This is a genomic window from Streptococcus cameli (genome assembly GCF_053207365.1).
This window is the reverse complement of the sequence record NZ_JBRUIM010000002.1, coordinates 163,487-182,926: the sequence shown is the minus strand read 5'-3', so window position 1 is coordinate 182,926 and position 19,440 is coordinate 163,487. Positions and strand designations below refer to the sequence as shown.

General features: G+C 40.5%; 18 protein-coding genes. 5 read left to right on the top strand and 13 right to left on the bottom strand.

Going from position 1 to position 19,440, the window contains the following annotated elements; translation table 11 throughout:
- Positions 1-169 precede the first annotated feature (169 nt).
- A complete protein-coding gene (locus ACVR1I_RS06355) occupies positions 170-1,516 on the top strand; it encodes a glycosyltransferase family 2 protein (RefSeq protein WP_447443190.1) in 1,347 nt (448 codons plus the stop codon).
- A gap of 331 nt (positions 1,517-1,847) precedes the next feature.
- Positions 1,848-2,768, top strand: a complete 921-nt coding sequence (locus ACVR1I_RS06350) for a magnesium transporter CorA family protein (protein WP_447443189.1) — start codon at positions 1,848-1,850, stop codon at positions 2,766-2,768.
- 52 nt (positions 2,769-2,820) lie between these two features.
- On the opposite strand, the gene ACVR1I_RS06345 is transcribed toward ACVR1I_RS06350, so the two are convergent.
- From ACVR1I_RS06345 to trpX, 8 genes are all read right to left on the bottom strand, one after another.
- The gene (locus tag ACVR1I_RS06345; RefSeq protein ID WP_447443188.1) at positions 2,821-3,870 is read right to left on the bottom strand and encodes a hypothetical protein; all 1,050 of its coding nucleotides are present in this window, start codon (positions 3,868-3,870) and stop codon (positions 2,821-2,823) included.
- A gap of 69 nt (positions 3,871-3,939) precedes the next feature.
- A complete protein-coding gene (locus tag ACVR1I_RS06340; protein WP_447443187.1) occupies positions 3,940-5,856 on the bottom strand; it encodes an ABC transporter ATP-binding protein in 1,917 nt (638 codons plus the stop codon).
- Between the two features lie 100 nt (positions 5,857-5,956).
- Positions 5,957-6,397, bottom strand: a complete 441-nt coding sequence (locus ACVR1I_RS06335; RefSeq protein ID WP_447443186.1) for a GNAT family N-acetyltransferase — start codon at positions 6,395-6,397, stop codon at positions 5,957-5,959.
- Positions 6,397-7,182: an alpha/beta hydrolase gene (locus ACVR1I_RS06330; RefSeq protein WP_447443185.1), complete on the bottom strand. Its 786-nt coding sequence runs from the start codon at positions 7,180-7,182 to the stop codon at positions 6,397-6,399. The genes ACVR1I_RS06335 and ACVR1I_RS06330 overlap by 1 nt, the downstream gene beginning before the upstream one ends.
- A 63-nt stretch (positions 7,183-7,245) precedes the next feature.
- Positions 7,246-8,907, bottom strand: coding sequence for a ribonuclease J (locus ACVR1I_RS06325; protein WP_447443184.1), 1,662 nt, complete (start codon positions 8,905-8,907; stop codon positions 7,246-7,248).
- Between the two features lie 200 nt (positions 8,908-9,107).
- Positions 9,108-9,866, bottom strand: a complete 759-nt coding sequence (locus ACVR1I_RS06320; protein WP_447443183.1) for an ABC transporter ATP-binding protein — start codon at positions 9,864-9,866, stop codon at positions 9,108-9,110.
- Positions 9,863-10,732 (bottom strand): ABC transporter permease, encoded by an 870-nt coding sequence (locus ACVR1I_RS06315; protein ID WP_447443182.1) that lies wholly within the window; start codon positions 10,730-10,732, stop codon positions 9,863-9,865. The genes ACVR1I_RS06320 and ACVR1I_RS06315 overlap by 4 nt, the downstream gene beginning before the upstream one ends.
- 11 nt (positions 10,733-10,743) lie before the next feature.
- The gene (gene trpX / locus ACVR1I_RS06310; protein WP_447443181.1) at positions 10,744-11,745 is read right to left on the bottom strand and encodes a tryptophan ABC transporter substrate-binding protein; all 1,002 of its coding nucleotides are present in this window, start codon (positions 11,743-11,745) and stop codon (positions 10,744-10,746) included.
- Positions 11,746-12,211: 466 nt separating this feature from the next.
- Between trpX and ACVR1I_RS06305 the strand changes: the two genes are divergently transcribed.
- Positions 12,212-13,870 (top strand): Rqc2 family fibronectin-binding protein, encoded by a 1,659-nt coding sequence (locus ACVR1I_RS06305; protein WP_447443180.1) that lies wholly within the window; start codon positions 12,212-12,214, stop codon positions 13,868-13,870.
- An 8-nt stretch (positions 13,871-13,878) separates the two neighbouring features.
- Here ACVR1I_RS06305 and ACVR1I_RS06300 read toward each other — a convergent pair whose 3' ends face one another.
- Genes ACVR1I_RS06300 through ACVR1I_RS06285 form a run of 4 tightly spaced genes read right to left on the bottom strand, consistent with a single transcriptional unit; the run spans position 13,879 to position 17,387 of the window.
- Positions 13,879-14,253: a TIGR02328 family protein gene (locus ACVR1I_RS06300; protein WP_447443179.1), complete on the bottom strand. Its 375-nt coding sequence runs from the start codon at positions 14,251-14,253 to the stop codon at positions 13,879-13,881.
- Positions 14,254-14,267: 14 nt separating this feature from the next.
- Positions 14,268-14,984, bottom strand: coding sequence for an acetolactate decarboxylase (gene budA, locus ACVR1I_RS06295; RefSeq protein ID WP_447443178.1), 717 nt, complete (start codon positions 14,982-14,984; stop codon positions 14,268-14,270).
- 5 nt (positions 14,985-14,989) lie between these two features.
- Positions 14,990-16,222: a tetratricopeptide repeat protein gene (locus tag ACVR1I_RS06290; RefSeq protein ID WP_447443177.1), complete on the bottom strand. Its 1,233-nt coding sequence runs from the start codon at positions 16,220-16,222 to the stop codon at positions 14,990-14,992.
- On the bottom strand, positions 16,215-17,387 hold the full coding sequence (locus tag ACVR1I_RS06285; protein ID WP_447443176.1) for an AI-2E family transporter: 1,173 nt from the start codon (positions 17,385-17,387) through the stop codon (positions 16,215-16,217). Before ACVR1I_RS06285 ends, ACVR1I_RS06290 begins: the two co-directional genes overlap by 8 nt.
- A gap of 124 nt (positions 17,388-17,511) precedes the next feature.
- Between ACVR1I_RS06285 and ACVR1I_RS06280 the strand changes: the two genes are divergently transcribed.
- Together ACVR1I_RS06280 and ACVR1I_RS06275 are read left to right on the top strand one after the other, a co-directional pair.
- Positions 17,512-18,528 carry a lactonase family protein gene (locus tag ACVR1I_RS06280; protein WP_447443175.1) on the top strand — a complete coding sequence of 339 codons (1,017 nt, stop codon included), beginning with the start codon at positions 17,512-17,514 and terminating at the stop codon, positions 18,526-18,528.
- 51 nt (positions 18,529-18,579) lie between these two features.
- Positions 18,580-18,771, top strand: coding sequence for a hypothetical protein (locus tag ACVR1I_RS06275; protein ID WP_447443174.1), 192 nt, complete (start codon positions 18,580-18,582; stop codon positions 18,769-18,771).
- 14 nt (positions 18,772-18,785) lie between these two features.
- Here the strand turns inward: ACVR1I_RS06275 and ACVR1I_RS06270 are convergent, their stop codons facing one another.
- The gene (locus tag ACVR1I_RS06270) at positions 18,786-19,436 is read right to left on the bottom strand and encodes a GNAT family N-acetyltransferase (RefSeq protein WP_447443262.1); all 651 of its coding nucleotides are present in this window, start codon (positions 19,434-19,436) and stop codon (positions 18,786-18,788) included.
- Positions 19,437-19,440 lie beyond the last annotated feature (4 nt).

Sequence of the window (19,440 nt, the reverse complement as noted above, 5' to 3'; positions counted from 1 at the left end):
AAGAAGGTTCTTTTTTAGCACTTTTTTAGCTCTCTTTTTGGTTTTTTATTCGCCAAATGTTAGAAAATAGATTATAATATTTTTTGAAATCCTTTTTCAGTTTAGGAAGATTCATAAAAATATTCGCTGCAATCCCTAACTCGTTCATCTCACCAAAAAGGAGAAGAAAATGCATTTTCCACAACATTCTTATCATGTCTTTACATTAACTGCAAGTGAAAATTTAGAACAATTGGGCTATTTAATTCAGAACAGTCAGTCCATTCATTTTCATATTGCTACTTATACTACTTTTGGACACGGACTGGCAAAATTCAAAGACTATGAAAATGTAACCCTCTATCCTTCTGTTAATTATAAACAGATCGATGAATTGCTCATGAAGACCAATGCCTATTTGGATATCAATCATGCCTACGAACTGGATAATATTGTCAGTCGCTTCAAGCAATTTTGTAAGCCAATTTTAGCCTTTGAAACTACCAAGCACGGTGAAAAAGGGCAATTTGTTTTTCCAGACCATAAGCCAGAGCAAATGGTTGATAAACTGGAGCAATTAGCCCAAAATTTCTTCAAAACACGTGAGATTGAGAAAGTCACTATCGTTGTTCCTGTCTATAATGGAAAAGCTGGGATCGCCAGATGCCTAAAATCTATTCAAGCCCAAACATTTACTCATTTTGAAGTGATTGTTGTTGATGATGGCTCAACAGATGGTTCGCTGACGATTGCCAAAGAAGCTGTCGGATCAGACAACCGATTTAAATTTTATCGGACACTAAATCAAGGAACATCTGCTGCTCGAAATTTCGGAATTGAGCGTTCCACCACGCAAAATATTGCTTTTATTGATTCTGATGATTATGTTAGTGAAGATTATCTAGAAATCCTCATATTGGCTCTAATCGATACCAATGCCGATATCGTTTCTTGTTCATTTGTCGAAGATTTCAGTGAGTTTAGTCGAAAAGATAGTCCTCTTGCCCGGTATTCCCCAGACCAAGCACAAATGACACATTACCAACCTCTAGAAGCTATTCGCCAGTTGGATTTCAAACAAGACCAACGTTGTATGGATTTATGGCATAGTTGGGGGAAAGTATTTCGTAAGCACTTATTTTCAAACCTTCGTTTTCCTGTTGGAAGAATCCATCAAGATGCTGGTCTTGGTTGGCAGTTATTCCTAATTTCAAATAAAATTGTCCATGTCAATGCTGATATTTACTTTTACTACCACCGTAATGGCTCCATTATGCACACTCCGGCATACTCTAAAAAAAGATTGTATTCTGCAGGTTTTCTAGAAGAACGGATCATTGGCTTAACCCCTTATAACCATCCTATGGGAGAATTAAAAAATAAACTAGCAAATGAGTACCGCTACCATATCCAACAAATGAAAAAACAGGATCAACAAACTTATTCTGCTGAATTAGAAATTTTTACGTACCGGCTGCAAGAACTGGAAAAAGAGAATCTATCCTATCTATTTGATAAGGATTACCGAACCTTATAAGCAGTAAATACAAATCCCGTACTATATCAAAAAATCCAGAATTAACCTACTTCTGGATTTTTTATCTTTAAAAAAACGGCACCTAGAAAATAGTGTCCCTCTTAGCTCAACTATCCTGTCTTTATTTGATGACTATATTGCCATTTTCCACCTATTTTTTAAGCTTTTCTATTCTTGTGTTACAAACAGATTTTCCAGTTAAACAACTTTTGCAACTAATTAAATCTAGTGGATTCTTTTATGCTATTCTATCGACTCAAAGAGATATAAAACTTCGGAAGTTTTGCCCTATTTTTTACAGAAACCCATCAAAATAGATTATAATAAACATATGTATTACCAGATTTTAGAAACCCTTCAACCCACTACCAAAGAGAGCTGTTTACAAGACTCCTTTCCCTTTGTCGCTGTTTTGACCCCCGAAGAATGGCATCAAGAAAAAGAATCTTTTGATATGCCAATTGACTTAGAATTTCATACCAGGCACATTCATGGCAGCAAGGCTGAGGTCAATATCGACGCCATAACTGGTAGCTTTTCTATTCCCGATCGTTTTGCTCTTTCAGAAGAAAATGAACAACAATTTGCCTTTATTTTGGATGAAAAAGGCATCGTCTTTATCGACAGAAGCACTGTCGTCTCAGAAAAGATTACCCAAATCATCCAAACGAAAAAGTGGAAACTACCTAGTTTGGAACGCTTCTTATATGACTTTATGGAATCCATTTTGGCAAAGGATCCCGTCTTACTGGAAGACTACCACATGGCTTTAAATCAATTAGAAGATGAATTGCTAGAAGAGCACAAAGTTCAACACATTCATCAACTCAATGCCATCAAGCGAGACTTTACGGTCCTTAATCGCCATTATGAACAGTTACTAGATGTCTGCCAGGAGTTTTACGAAAATGAGAATGAATTCTTTAAGGAGGAAAATCTCCGCTACTTCCATTTGCTGGAAACTCGAATCAACCGCCTCCAAACAACCTTGTCCAGCCTCAATGAGTTAATTTTCCAAAACCGCGAACTCTATAAATCCCAAATGGACATGAAACAAAATAAGTTAATGGCCATGTTGACCATTGTCACAACCTGCTGCCTGCCTCTTAATATCTTGGTCGGTTGGTACGGAATGAACTTTCACTACATGCCAGAACTCTCCCAAAAATGGGCCTATCCTCTTGTCATTGTCTTTGCCATCAGTATCTTTACTGGAGCTATCTTCTATTTTAAAAAGAAAAAATGGTTATAAAAAACAGAAGTGCCATCACTTCTGTTTTTTTGTATTTTGTTTTCCGTAAACCTTAGGACAGCCACCAACTACCGTCTTCTTTTTCCGTCAGACAACCTCTTTCTTCAAACAAGATATTCCCTTCCCAGTCTTTTATAATTAGTTTTTCATAATAGTCATATGTTGGACAAGGCCGGTCTTTATCATGGTCCCAACCTTCCTCTACCCATTCTGATAAAAAGAGTTTGTCGTCATCGATAAAGATCAGTGATTCTCTCTTCTCTAATGGGAATGATTTTCGGTAAGGATAATAAACCTCTACGCGGTCATCATGGCTGATGACATGGAGATTTTTGCCCATGATTCTTAAATTGTAAAGATGAAGACTGCTCAGTTCAAAAAAGGTGATTTCTTCTACTGATTGGTCCAGGTTGTAGGCATAGAGCGTTACCAGATTACTTGTAAAATCAGCTTGGAGGAAATAATAGCGGTCTTGAAGGAAGACAGGTTTGCCATAAGACACATTTTCTTGCAGTTGAAATGGTGTCACAACTTGTCCAGTATTGAAATCATAAAAGCGAATAATGGCTCCTTTGTAGGCGCCTTGGTGTTCAATGATTTCTGGTATATCATAAAAATCACTGCTGTCACTCAATGCATAGCCCAAACGACTTTGGCCGTCAATTCCTTCAATATAAATCCCTTGAACTTCTGAGAATGACTGATATAGGCCAGACTCTTCTCCTATCAACTCGATTCTTGGTTCTTCCTTGGACAAAATATCCAAGACTTCGTCACCCATAATGACAAAATGATAGATTTTCTCTTCCTGCCCAATTGGGTTGCTCTCTTTGAAAAGGCTCAGATAAGGTGATTCCTCTACTTTGTAAAAAGGCCTCGCCTTTTCTCTGTGCAACTCACTAGCTTTGTCATGACCTGCTCTGGTTCTCATATGGGAATAGAGGCTGTTCCATACTAATTTTAGTTGTTTGCGATTTGTTGGATCAGCACTATTTTTTAACAAGACTGTAAAGCGATCGTCTTGATATCCAGCAAACACAAGCGTTTGGTACAATTCAAAATCTGTATTCTCTAGCCATTTTGGCCAATTAGTTTGCTCCATTCCAACCTCCAATGTTGTAAAATCACAAATAGCGGTAGAAAAAGACTACTGTAATTTCAGTCATAGCAACTAGCCCTCTACCTGTACACTCAAGTTTTCCCATTCTTCCATCAAGAGTTCTTGCTCTTGGTTCAATTGGTCCAAGTCCTTTTGCAAGTCCATGAGACGAGCGGCATCGTTGGATGTCAGCATGTCGTTCTCAATTGCTGCTTGTCTTTGCTCAATGGTTTCCAATTGGCTTTCAATCTCAGCAATCCGTCTGATCAATTTCCGTATTTCTTTCTGGTTGGCTTTTTGCTCCTGGTAAGCATTTGAGCTGGTATCCACAACAGCCTCTTGCTTAACAGTTCTTGCTTCCTCTTTCAAGCGAGCCAGTTCTTCCAGCTCTGCTTTTTTCTCCAAATAGTAATCGTAATCACCAAGGTAAAGGGTAGATCCTGTCTCTGAAATTTCCAGTACCTTGGTCGCTACACGGTTGATAAAATAGCGGTCATGGCTGACAAACAAGAGGGTCCCATCAAAGTCGATCAGGGCATTTTCCAGCACTTCCTTGCTATCAATGTCCAAGTGGTTGGTCGGCTCGTCCAAGACCAAGAAATTATTGTTTTCCATGGACAATTTCGCCAGCAGCAAGCGGGCCCGTTCTCCACCAGATAGCATGGAAACAGACTTCTTCACGTCATCGCCTGAAAAGAGAAAAGCACCCAAGCGATTGCGAATTTCCACTTCTGGTGTGGTTTTAAAGTCATTCCATAATTCATCCAAAACTGTATTGGTGCGCGTCAAATTGGATTGGGTCTGGTCATAGTAGCCGACTTCCACATTAGCACCAAACTGGGCCTGTCCTTTGACAAAAGGAATCTTCCCAACAATGGATTTGATCAAGGTCGACTTCCCAATTCCATTTGGTCCTACAACAGCAATGGCATCCATTTTTTTGATGTCAACTGAAATAGGCTCAGACAAGACCTTTTCTTGGTAGCCGATAGCTGCCTCTTCTACGGTTAAGACGACATTCCCAGAAACTTTTTCAGCCTGAAAAGTCATATTAGCTGACTTTTTATAGGCCTGTGGCTTGTCCAATCGCTCCATCTTTTCCAACTGCTTGCGTCTAGCCTGGGCCCGTTTGGTGGTCGAAGCCCGGACGATATTGCGGTTGACAAAGTCCTCTAGTTTGGCAATTTCTTTTTGTTGCTTTTCAAAATTCTTCTGCTCGGTTGCCAGCTTCTCAGCCTTTAACTCCATAAACTTGGAATAGTTGCCGACATAGCGATCCAGTGAATGGGGATTCAGGTCTAGGGTATGGGTTGCAACCTTGTCCAAAAAATAACGGTCATGGCTGACGATGATGAGAGCGCCTTGGTAATTAACCAGGTAGTTCTCCAACCAGGCAATGGTTTCAATATCCAAATGGTTTGTCGGCTCATCCAGGACCAATAATTCTGGTTTTTCAAGCAGCATCTTCGCGAGTGCCAGACGGGTATTTTGACCACCAGACAGGGAAGCTATTTTCATCTGCCACATGCTTTCATCGAATTGAAACCCATTTAAAATGGAACGGATATCCGATTCGTAGGTAAAGCCTCCCCTAGTCCGAAATTCTTCAGACAAACGATCATAATCCGCCATTAGTTTGTCAAACTCTGGTCCTGATACGGTCGCCATCTGCTCTTCCATGGACCGAAGAGTTTTCTCCAACTGACGCAAATCAGAAAAGACGTGCAACATTTCGTCATAAATCGTCCGTTCTGACTCAAATCGGCTGTCCTGAGCCAAGTAAGAAAGGGTTAGGTCTCGTTTGGTCGTGATTTCTCCACTGGTCGGGGCTTCCTCACCAACTAAAATTTTTAACAGCGTTGATTTTCCAGCCCCGTTTCTTCCGACCAAGGCCAGACGGTCACGTTCATCCACCTGAATTGCAATATTATCAAAGAGAACATCTCCTGAAAAAGAGCGTTCAATTTTATTTCCACTTAGTATAATCATATCTTACTTATTCTATCAAATTTTTCATAAAAAAGGGAGCAGGAAAAAGCTCAAAGATGTGAATTTGAGTTTCTACTGCCCTCTTATTCAATGTAGATGATCAGTCCAATTCCTCGTTTGGAATATACTTGACCATGTAAATCTTGTCCACTCCTTGAAAAGGCATGTCCTTGAGACGGCCAAATTCTCGATAGCCAAATCGCTCATAAAAGGCTTGGGCTTGATAGGATTCGGTGGAAACGGTGATGACTGAGATAGCTTGTTCCTTTGCCCACTTTTCCATCTCCTCCATCAGTCGTGTCCCAATCCCGGACCCACGCCGGCTAAAGTCAATGGCTAATTCAGCCAGGTGCAGACTAGCAAAGGATTTCTTTGCAATCAGGCCACCCACAACCTGACCATTTTCAACAGCTTCTAAGACCAACTGGTCAGCATGTTTATCAGCTTCCAAAGAATGACCAAAGACATGCCGGTCATATTGGTCAAAAAATTGTTGGATGTGGCCTTTTGTTTTCTCCAATTGCGCCTTGCGAATGTCCATTAAGATAGCCTTTCTTCTTCCACATATGGAATCGGCAATTTTCGAAGGAAGATTTCGATTTGTTTTTCCCAATAGTACCATTCATGGGTACCAGGCTCTGTGACATATTCGATATCTAGGCCAGCTTCCTGTAGATCAGCAACCGTTTGATTATTGGCTTCATAGAGAAAATCCCCTTCGCCACACCAGGCATAACATTTGGTCTTTCCATCAAAGTTTCGGAAACTGGTGCTCAGATAAAACTTCTCACGATTTTTCTCATCCTTTAAGTCTCCAAAAATACCTTCCCAGTACTTAAAATCATCCGTTATCAATGTGTCAACAACATCTTTTCCAACTAAGGCACCCGAAAAAGATCCAGCCCAACTGTATTGGTTGGTTTCAAAGGCAATTTTGAGGGCACCGTAACCACCCATGGAGAGACCTGCAATAAAGGTTTTCTCCCGTTTGGTTGTCATGTTTGGAAAGAAACGACGCATGATTTGAGGGAGTTCAATAGCAATGGCATCAAAATAATGTATGCCAGAAGCCGTATTGGTATACCATCCATTGTCACAATTTGGCATGACAATAATGATATTGGTATGGCGGACCAAGCGTTCCAAATTGGTTCGATGGGTCCAAGAATTTTGGTTTCCATTCATACCATGCAAGAGGTACAAAACAGGAATGTCCGTATCAACTGCTTCTTTGTCTGTCACTTCACTGCTATCTGGGTAAATAACCACCGCTTCACGGTATTGTTTCAATGCTTGTGAATTGTATTCAATTTTAAAAATCGCCATAGTGTCTCCTTATAAAGAAAAAGTCCTGCAGTTGTTTGGTAGCAACTTGGGACTTTAATAGCTTTAACGTACTTCCATGATAACTGGTAAAATCGATGGACGACGTTTGGTTTGGTCATAAAGGTACTTGGACAAATCATCCCGAACAGCTGATTTTAATTCTGCCCAATCAAAACTATCTTTGGTAAAGTAAGTTTCCACTGATTGGTTAACGATATCACTGGCTTCACGAAGAATATCCTTGCTCTTTTTCACGTAGATAAAACCACGGGTATGCACACGCGCTTTGGAAATAATCTTCTTCTCACGCTTGTTGACCGTAATAGCCACGATAAAAATCCCGTCTTCTGACAAGAGCTTACGGTCACGAAGAACAATATTTCCAACATCACCCATGGCATTCCCATCAATCATGACATCGCCAGCCGGAACGACTCCATTATGTACAAATTCGCCTTGCTCATAACTCATCACATCTCCACGTTTGACGATGAAAATGTTCTCTGGGTAAAATCCAATTTCAAGTGCTGCTTTTGCATGAGCATCCAATTGGCGGTATTCCCCTTGAACAGGGAAAAGGTATTTCGGTTGCAAGATATTGAGCATCAACTGCAAATCACGGGCATTGGCATGGCCAGATACACGAAGGTTTTTGGTAATGGATTTGACAACACCACCAGCTTGGTAGATCATATTTTCAACCCGAGCCACCACTGCTTCTTTTGAAACAGTTGGAGTCGTTACGATGTAGACCAAGTCACCTTCTTTGATTTCTACATAACGATGACGTCCGACTGACATTTTCCGAAGACCGTTCAAAGGTTCACCCATCCGACCAGTTTCTAAAATAATCAGTTCATGGTCTTCAAACTTGTTCATCTCTTTTGGTTTAATCAAGATTGATTCGTTGATCAAACGTAGTTTTTGATTTTGAATGGCTGTACGAACAATATTTTCAACATCATGACCTGTTAAGACAACGCGACGTCCCGTCGCTTCCGCCGCATCAAAAATCTGTTGGATACGGACAATGTTACTAGCAACCGCCGCAACAATGACGCGGCCTTCCCAATCTTCTATCGTATTGAGAATTTCTTCAGCTTCTTCATGCATACTGGCTACCTGCACACGACTATCTGCGTTGGCAGAATCAGACAGCAAGGCCAAAACGCCTTCACGCCCAATTTCTGACAAGCGGGCAAAATCAGACTTGTAAAAGGCATCGGCAGCCTGGTCAAATTTAAAGTCACCTGTGTAGACGATATTTCCCTCATCTGTTTTTAAGACAATTCCCAAACTCTCTGGAATCGAGTGAGTTGTTTTAAAGAAAGAAATAACCGAATCCCCAAAATCGATCTCAGAACTCTCGTCAATGACATGGAAATCCTTGAATTTCTTGGTGCCATTGTAGCCTTTGACCACCAACTTCGCCAATTCAATGGTCAAGTGCGAGCCAAAGACAGGTACCTTAACCGATTCCAAAAGATAAGGCAAGGCCCCAATCGCATCAGCATGTCCGTGGGTTAAAAAGACCCCTGCTACTCGATTCTTGTTCTCAATCAGATAATCAAAGTTTGGCACAATGACATCTACACCCAATTGCTCGTTCTCAGGGTATTTCAATCCTGCGTCCAAGACAAAAATCGTATCGTTCACTTCAGCGATGTAGAGATTTTTCCCATTTTCTCTTACACCACCGAGGGCAATAATTTTTATATCGCTCATGTTTTTCCTCTTTTTTATCATTTTTTCATACAAACGGTCCTTGCGTCCAAATTGGTTGGCAAGTCGAATTACTGCGTCGCAGAAAACCTGCATATCAAAGATAGTATACCATTTTTTTACTTGAAATGCGACAATCTGAAACAGGCATTGGCCATTTTATTTCTGCTCAACTCATGAAAAAAGCCCAAAAAATTGGGCTTTTATTCGAATATTTGGTAATAATCACTCAACTGCATGTTGGCTTTTTCTATCTGAGATACATCCTTTATAATGTTTCCGTCCTTCATCACAATCAAACGGTTTCCGTATTTCAAGGCGTCTTCCATATGGTGGGTAATCATCAAGGCCGTTAACTGATCCTCCTTGACAAAGGAGTCTGTCAACTGCATCAAAGAAACACTGGTTTTAGGATCTAGTGCAGCAGTATGTTCGTCCAAAAGGAGTAATTCCGGTTGTTTTAAGGTCGCCATTAAGAGGCTGAGGGCTTGACGTTGGCCGCCTGATAAGAGCCCCGTTGGGGTTTCCAAATGCTGGTTCAAACCGTTTCCAGTTCGGGAAAGCAAGGCTAAAAATTCATCTCTATGCTCATGAATATTTCTTGGAACAAAACCACGAGATTCACCTCGGTACTTGGCAATCAAAAGATTTTCTGCTACTGTCATTCTAGGAGCAGTCCCCATTTTTGGATCTTGAAAGACCCGTGACAAGTACTTGGCCCTTTTTTCTGCTGGTAGACTGGTTACATCTTCTCCTAAGATTCGAATGCTTCCACTCGTTAGCATCAGCGTTCCCGCAATCACATTAAAGAGGGTTGATTTACCAGCACCATTTCCTCCCAAAATGGTGAGAAAATCATGCTCATAAATAGTGAGATTAACCTGGTTTAAAATCGTTTTTCGTTCATTGAAGCCATTATCCACCTGGACTGTTGCCTCGACTAATTCTACTATTTTTTTCATCTGGATAAGGAAACCTCCTTAAAGAACTTTTGTTTTAAAACAGGTACCATCAGACAGATCGCTAGGACTATAGCACTGAACAGTTTCAAGTAATTGGTATTGAAACCAAGAGCGATTACCGCTGTAATCAAAAATTGATAAAAAATTGAACCAACAACAATAGCTATCATCCGCTCTAGCAAAGTCAAGCCAGTTGAAAAGAGGACTTCTCCAATAATGATACTAGCTAGTCCGATAACGATCACCCCAATCCCTTTTGAGACATCCGCATATCCATCCTGTTGACTGACTAGGGCGCCAGCTAGGGCGATGAGCCCGTTTGATACGACCAAGCCCATGACTTCCATACGGTCTGTATTGATTCCAAAACTTTTGGCCATATCCCGATTGTCTCCAGTTGCAATATAGGCTTGTCCGAGTCGGGTATACAAGAAATAAATCAATCCAGCAATCACAAGGATAACAGCGACCAAACCTACTAACAAGAGATTGACATCAGTCGAAAAAGGCAATCTATCTTGCAAGGTCGCAATATCTAATAATCCTAGATTCGCCCGTCCCATAATCATCAACATGATGGAATTGCAAGAAGTCATGACCAGTATCCCTGCTAAAATAGTAGGGATTTTCCCTTTGGTATAAAGCATACCCGTTACAAATCCTGCCAAACAGCCCGCCAAGGCTCCGACCAAGGTTGCAAAAAGAGGACTGACGCCATGGTTCATCAAGGTAACGGCCACTGCCCCTCCTAAAGGAAAGGATCCCTCTGTTGTCAAATCAGGAAAATTCAAGATCCGGAAGGTTAAATAAATCCCCAATCCGAGAATACCCCACAATAATCCTTGTGAAATGGATGAAATAATCATATTTTTTCTTTCTATTCTACTTTAACAGCAATATCTGCTGTTTCCAATAAACTATCTGGAATGGTAATACCCAATTCTTTTGCCACTTTTAAGTTCAAGGTTGGTGTACCAGTATCCACGATATTAACTGGTACTTCAGAGACTTTTTTACCCGCTAACAATTTAACAGCAATCTTTGCAGTCTCAGTTCCTAAACCGTATTGACTTTGAGAAACGGCTGCAAGGCTACCTTGTTGCACCATGGTATCAACGCTTGAGTAGACTGGTAATTTCGCTTCTTTGGCTGCAGCTACAACTGTTGGAAAGGCACTGGCAATGGTATTGTCTTGTGGAACAAAGAGGGCATCTACTTTTCCAGACAAGACACTCATGGTTGACGCAATCTCATTGGTCGATGGGACTGCATATTCAACAATGCTAAAGCCAGCTTTTTCAGCGAATTCTGTAAATTCTTTGACCTGAGATACAGCATTGTCCTCACTACTTGCGTAGAGAACACCAATTGTTTTGGCATCTGGTGTCACGGTTGAAATCAACTCAACAGTTTGTTTCAATGGGACGTGGTTGGAAACCCCTGTGACATTACCTTCTGGTTTTTCTAAGTCTTTCACTAATTTAGCTCCGACTGGATCTGAAATAGCTCCCATGACCACAGGAATGTCCTTGGTTGCAGCTGCAAGACCTTGGGCTGCTGGTGTCGCAATGCCGATTACGATATCATTTTTATCTGTCACCAATTTTTTACTCATGGTTTGGATTTTACTTTGGTCTGCTTCGGCATTTAGGACCGTCAATTCAACATTGCTTCCCTCATAGCCAGCATCTGCCAACCCATCTTCAATTCCTTGTTCAATTTGATCCAAGGCTTCGTGGGTGACAAATTGCAAAATACCAATTTTAACCACCTCTTTTTGCTCCGTTGAGAATTCTTCATTTTTATTGCCAAATACAAGAACACCTACTACCAATACTACTAAAGCAGCAACAACACCCATCAACGTTTTGTTTTTCATCTTTTTTCTCCTTAATTCTAAAATGACTACTACTGTTCTACATTACACTATGCTACGCCATCGTTTCATCAGTTTCTCCTTCATATGCAAAAAGCCCCCGCATACACAAATGTATGCGAGGGCGTCAATGACACGGTGCCACCTCACTTATGGGAAAGAGTCTAGAATATCCCCATATCTCATCTCCTCTAACAAGGAGTTGCACGGTAAGGTGTGCCGACCGAATGATCATTGTTTTTCATTCAACTATTAACCTCAGCCCATTTCGTAAAAGTCCGCTACTTGTTCACAATCCCCACAAGCTCCCTGAAAACTTTCTTTTAGTACTTCTTCTGATTAGTAAAGATTATACCCTTTCCATTTTTGCCTGTCAACCATTTTTTGTGATTTTTTTGAAAAATGGTATAATGAACCAGTAGAAACGATAGTGATTCCACAGATTATTAGAAAACAATGAGGAAAGACCATGTCCTTTGACGGATTTTTTTTACACCACATGACAGCAGAACTCCAAAAGGAGTTAGTGGGCGGTCGCATTCAAAAAATTAACCAACCTTTTGAACAAGAACTCGTTCTCCACATCAGAAGCAACCGCAAGAGTCAAAAATTACTCTTGTCCGCCCATTCTGTTTTTGGACGCATTCAATTAACACAAGGAGAATTCACCAACCCCAAGACGCCCAATACCTTCACCATGATTTTGCGAAAGTACTTGCAAGGGGCAGTGATTGAATCCATTAAGCAGATTGAAAATGACCGGATTTTGGAAATTGCAGTCCACAACAAGGACGAAATCGGGGACCATATCCAGGCAACCCTCATCATTGAAATCATGGGCAAGCACAGCAACATACTCCTAGTGGACAAGAAAGAAAATAAGATTATCGAAGCCATCAAACACGTCGGTTTTTCACAAAATTCATATCGAACAATTTTGCCTGGCTCCACATATCTTGCACCACCTCAAACAGAGGCTAAAAACCCCTTTACCATTGGTGATGAGAAACTCTTTGAAATCTTAAGCACCAAAGACCTGTCTCCCAAATCCCTCCAAATCTATTTTCAAGGTCTGGGGAGAGACACGGCAACTGAACTTTCTGAGCGCTTAAAGACTGATAAACTAAAAAGCTTCCGCAGTTTTTTCCAAGAAGAAACCCAGCCCAGTCTGACAGAAAAATCCTTTAGTCCCATTCTATATACTGATAGTAAGGAATCTTTTGAGACACTTGGACAGTTGCTTGACTTTTATTACCGCGACAAAGCAGAACGGGATCGGGTTGCCCAGCAAGCCAATGAATTGATCAAACGGGTCAATAGTGAGTTGGAGAAAAACCGTAAGAAACTGGTGAAACAAAAAGAAGAGTTGTCCCAAACAGAAACCGCAGAAGATTTCAGACAAAAAGGCGAACTCTTGACCACCTATCTTCATCAAGTCCCAAATGACAAGGACAAGGTGACTTTAGATAATTATTATACGGGTCAGCCAATTGAGATTGCCTTAGATATCGCCTTGACACCTAGCCAAAATGCCCAACGCTATTTTAAGAAATACCAAAAATTAAAGGAGGCGATTAAACACCTGACCAGCTTGATTGAGGAAACAAAATCCAGCATCGCCTATCTCGAAAGTGTCGAGACCATTTTGTCGCAAGCCTCTCTTTCTGAAATCGATGAAGTAAGAGAAGAATTAATCGAAACAGGTTACCTCAAGCGCCGACACCGTGAAAAGATTGCCAAACGCCAAAAACCGGAACGCTATCTGGCTAGCGACGGAAAAACCATCATCCTAGTTGGAAAAAACAATCTTCAAAATGATGAAATCAGCTTTAAAATGGCTAAAAAAGGTGAGCTCTGGTTCCACGCCAAGGAGATTCCGGGTAGTCATGTCATCATTACCGATAATGTGGATCCAAGTGATGAAGTTAAGACAGACGCTGCTGAATTAGCAGCCTACTTCTCCAAAGCTCGGCATTCCAATCTAGTCCAGGTGGATATGATTGAAGCTAAAAAACTGCATAAGCCAACAGGCGGGAAACCTGGATTTGTCACCTATCGAGGACAAAAAACTCTTCGGGTTACACCGACAGAAGAAAAGATTCAATCCATGAAAATCGAAAAGGACTGAGAAATTCCTCAGTCCTTTTTTGCTATGACAATCCCTTTTTCTGCTAGATTGTCCAAACATTCTTTAAAGTAGGCGGCATTGTGCTCTGGATAAATGGGCTGGGTAACAGGTAGCTGCTCAACCTGTTCATAAGCTAAACAAGTCTTGCCACGGTAATCAGGAGTCAGCCATTCTGGTGAAACCTGATAACCTCTGCTGGTCATTTCCTCCATAATCAAGGCATGGTACTGAAACAATTTGGTCGGTGAATAATCAAAAACATAATTGACCGTTGCATGTTTTTTGCCCCAACCATTGCCACGCAGGGCACAACATTCTCGGTGCTGGCCTAATAATTGTTGTCTAGGTAATTGAGAGATCATCTCCTCGTGCCATAAACGCATGCTATTTTCCTTTTCTACTCTGATTTCTCAATGTCTTCCCGCACTTCTTTGGCATTAAACTTGGCAAAAAGATAGTTGCGGTCCTGAATCGGAAACCGTTGATCTAATTGATCCACTGCACCAAGCTCCACCACACCTTGTTTAATAGTGTAATCCAAGACATGACCACCAAAACTCAAATCGTCAGAGATAAAATGCAGATGATAGCCCGCCACACTGACACCGTGAAAAATTTCAGGAGTCCAAAAGCCAACGATTGTTCCTGTCACAGCTTCCTTGGTGTATTCTGGTTGGTGACTAGCAACCTCTGCAAATTTCTTGTCCGAAGTAGATTTTGGAATCATCCGAACATGCATCTTGGAAAAATCTCCCCGAATCTTAATGGAACGAAACAGATTTTCACCATCGTAATAAGACTCTATCCGCTTTTCCAATTCCTTGTTGGTCATCTCAAAGCGCTGTTTGAAAATCACTTCTGGTTGATGAAAAATAACGGCTGCATAGGGGACTGTTTCAGTTGGCGAAACTTCTACCACTTCCGGTTTGTCTCCAGATCCTTTTGCTTGATAGGCTTTTCCATCTAGCACTATCAGCTCTCCGTCAATGGAGTCAAGGGTTCCAATTCCTAAATCCCCATGTTCCAGTAGTTCAGAAATGGTCAGACTGCCATCATAGAGACCTGCCATCAAGGCTCCCAAAGTATTGTATTGAAATAATTTATTGACTTCCATTTCTTCTACTCTTCATTTTCATAAAAATCCTGCATATCCATATCATCGGGTACTAAATTCAAATACAGTTTGGCATACGCTTTAGCTTCTGATACTGCACCTTCTTGACGCAAGAGAGCCACGTAATCTGCTAAGAAATCAGGATTTTCCTTCAAATCATCTTTCAGCTGGTCAAAGGCCGCAAGAGCCTGCTCGATTTCATCCAGTGCTATATAAGCTTTGGCAATGTTCCATTTTGCCAGAACACTGTCCAAGTCATCTGAAGCTAAGGAAATTACTTCTTCAAACCGTTCTTCTTCCAGGTATAATTGACTGAGGCGTAAAATCACCTCATCTAAGTCATCTGCTACGTCTTTTGCTTTGATCAAATATTGCTCCGATAAGTCTTTGGCATGATTTTCGTAAGCATACTGCGACGCAAGAAGCAATAGAGCCACATCAAAAGCATTTTTTTCCAATCCTTTTTGAAGGACGAGCAAGGCCTCATCTAGCTGATGCTCGGCATGCAAGGATTGTGCATAGGCATACTCATAGCCTTCAAAGTCGGGGGTAATGGCGTCCAGATGCTTAAAGTAGATATTGGCTTTTTGGTATTGCTCTTGTTCATACAAAAGCGTTGCCAATTCATAAGCGGTTTGGTCTTCATATTCTAACTCCAGCGCTTTTTCCAAAAATTCAATAGCAGCCTCAAACTTCCCCAAACTAGCATACGCCACACCAATCCGTTGGTAAGTTGAAACACCTGTCAATTCGTACATCTCGCGATTGTCTAATCGGGCATACGTTTGAATGGCTTCCTTGAAATTTCCAAGCTCCATGTCCAATTCCGCTAATCCAAAATGAAGGAGGGGCTCATCCGTAAAAGCTAAGGCTTCTACCATTTTCTCACGCGCCACATCAGCCAGTCCTTCTGATTGGTACAAATCAGCCTTGACCACCAAGGATTCTACATAATAAAGACTATCCTGACCAAGGCTCTCTAAATAAGCAAAGGCTTCTTCTGTTTCTCCATCCTCATAGGCAATCTGTGCCAAATTCAAGGCCAATTCCGGATAGATTTCTACCAATTTAAGATAGATTTCCTTGGCATGGGGGTAAAAACCAATGGACTCCAAATAAGTTCCTAATTGATATAAGGTTTCCTCATCATCCAGTGCCAAGGCCTTTTTAAAATACGTTTCTGCCTGTTGTAAATCTTGTCGCTCCAAAGCATCGAGCATTTTCTCACTATTATTCATCTTCTCCCTCAATTATTTGCAATGTTTCCTCTTGGTACAAACTACTAAACTGCTTATACCACTCAAAAATAGCCGATACCACAACCTTGATAGTGGCATAAACTGGAATCCCCAATAAAACACCTAACACCCCATACATTTGTCCGGCAGTCAATAAAATAAAGAGAATCGTGATTGGATGAATACGCAAGGAACTACCAATAATCAGTGGTGTTACAAATCGTCCTTCTATCGTTTGCTCTACCATAAAGACAATCAATACCTTGACAAACATCAATGGACCAGCCACTAAACCAAGCACAACTGCTGGAATCATTGCTAAAAAAGAACCTAAATAAGGAATCAAATTTAAAAATCCAGCTAATATTCCTAGAGTAATCGCATAGTTTAAACCGATGATTGAAAACAAAATAGAAAACATAATGGCTACAATAATCGCAACTGTCACTTGCCCACGAACATAATTGGATAACTGTTGATTCATGTCTGTTAAGACTGTTCCAACTGGTTGTCTCCAAGTCGTTGGCAAATAGTTCGTCACATGCTCTTTTAAATCTTTCCCATCACGCAATAAATAAAACAAGATAAACGGCATAATTAACACCGCCACAATAATCTGAGACGCTTTGGAAATAAAACCACCAGCCCAGTTTACCGCATTTGATGAGAATTTTTGTGCAAAATCCAGTGCTTGTTCATTTAAACTCTCTAACACTTTCAATGCTTCTGGTCGAAATTGCGCAAATCGATCATCTTCTAATAACGTCGTCACTCTAATTTCGATATCCTGAATGTAGCCTGGAAGATTTCGTGAAAAGCTGCTAATTTGCTCTTGGATATTGGGAATCGCAACACCCAAGCCCCAAACCAGTAATAAAACGATTAAGAAAAAAACAATCGAAATACCTACTGTCCGAGACAGCCTATATTTTTCTAACCAATCCACAATGGGATTGAGCAAATAATACAAAAGTCCCGTTAAAATCATTGGCAACAAGATAATTTCTAAAAAATTCAAAATTGGCTTTAAAAGAAAATCAACCTTTGTAAATACAAAAAGATTTAACAAAATTAACAAACAAATGAGCAAAAATGTAACCGATTGGCTATTCATAAACCATTTATAAAACTTAGAAGATAAAAATTTTTTGCGTGTCTCGTTCATGATGATTCCTTTTTCTTATTTTCTTCTATTGTACCATTTTATCAAAAGTTTGAGCAGTATTAGATCGAAAAACCATCCAGATAAAAATTATGATATAATAAACAAAACTAAGAGAGGAAACCATATGAAAGTTTATTTTGGAACCTATACCCGTCGCGAATCAGAGGGAATCTATTCAGCAGATTTTAATGAACAGACTGGTGAACTAAGCAATCTTGAACTCCTAGTGAGCGAGCCAAACCCGACCTACCTTGCTTTTTCAAAAGACAACTATTTGTATTCTGTTGGTGCAACTTCAGAAGGAGGCGGCATTGCCGCTTTTGATAATACCAACCAATTATTGCACCACATCATAGATGAAGGGGCGCCTTTGTGCCACGTTTCAATCGATGAAGAACGCCAACTGGTCTATGGCTCCAATTTCCATAAAGGACAGATTTTGGCATACAAACGCCAAGCGGACGGCCGTCTTTCTCTAGAAGATGTGAAAACGCATATTGGTTCTGGTCCACATCCCAACCAGGGCTCTGCACATGCTCACTTTGCTGGTTTAACCCCTGATAAATACTTGGTAACTTGTGATTTGGGAATGGATCAAGTCATTACCTACCAAGTCTCCTCAGATGGAAAACTCCAATGGCTCGATAGTTACCAAAGCCAAGCGGGTGCTGGCCCACGCCACATCATTTTTCACCCTAAAACCAAAATCGCCTACCTTATTTGTGAATTAAACGCAACCATCGAAGTATTGATTTATGACGGCCTAGGGCAATTCGAACTCATGCAAACCATCTCTACCCTCCCAGATGACTATACTGGTCCAAACGCTACCGCTGCTATCCGTATCTCAGATGATGGCCGATTTGTCTATGCCTCCAATCGAGGACACGATTCAATTGCGGTTTACAAAACATTGGGAGATGCTAGCTTGGAATTAGTTGAAATCGTGCCAAGTCTTGGAAATATTCCTCGTGATTTTATCCTATCACCAGACAATCGCTTCCTCATCGCTGTCCATCAAGACTCTGATAACGCTACTGTCTTTTCACGTCATGCAGAAACAGGTCAACTGACCCCTATTCAAAAAGATTTTTATGTCCCAGAATCCGTCTGTGTCCTTTTTGAACAAAATACTATCTAATTTTAGTGAATTGTGGTTTAATAGAGAAAATAATAAAAAAGAGGTATCCTTATGAACCCACCAGATTTACTCAACCAAGTAAAAGAACTAATCGAGAAAAAAGATTTCTCAGCAGCTCAAGATTTTATCAACGAAAACAAAGATAACCTAGGCGAATACTTCGAACAGGCTAAAGGTCTTGTCGAAGGTGCTGGTGGCCTTGACGGTGTATTAGACAAAGTCAAAGGATTATTTGGTAAATAATACAAAAAGAAGGCTCAAGCCTTCTTTTTGTATCTCTTGACATAGGTAAATTCTGGATAGAGCTCATCTATATCAAACAATTCCAAATCTTCCTCTTTGGATACAATATAAGTTCCCTCTCGCAAATAGAACGGGATTTCTTTTTCATCTCTTGAAAACTTCAATCGTTTCTCATCCAATAAAACCTCAAATTGGAAACTCGGCTCTGATTTTAAACAACCAACCACCAAAAAATCTTTAGCAACAAGCTTGCCCCCCCATTTTTTATAGAGATGATTCGCACTATCTCCATTTCGTGTAAAAATAGCAAGAGCATCAACCTCTTTTTCTATCAATAATTGCTCAGCCTCTTTAAATAAATCAGAAGCAATTCCTTGGCCTTGATAGTCTGGATGTACAGCTAGATTGGCAAAATAGGCAATCTTTTCTCCTGAAACATAACGATAAGCTTGGCTCATTTCTCTTGTGTAAATAGCTATATCCAATAAACCAACGACCTGATCACCCTCAACCGCAATCAATTCAACGGTATCTTGGTAAATATCTGGTGAAAAACAATCCTTTTCTTGGCTTCTATCGTCAAAAAAAGGGGAAAATAAATAACTAAGGGCCTTGGTATAGACCCAAGATTTTTCAAACTTCGACTCATACTCTACAATTTCAATCATT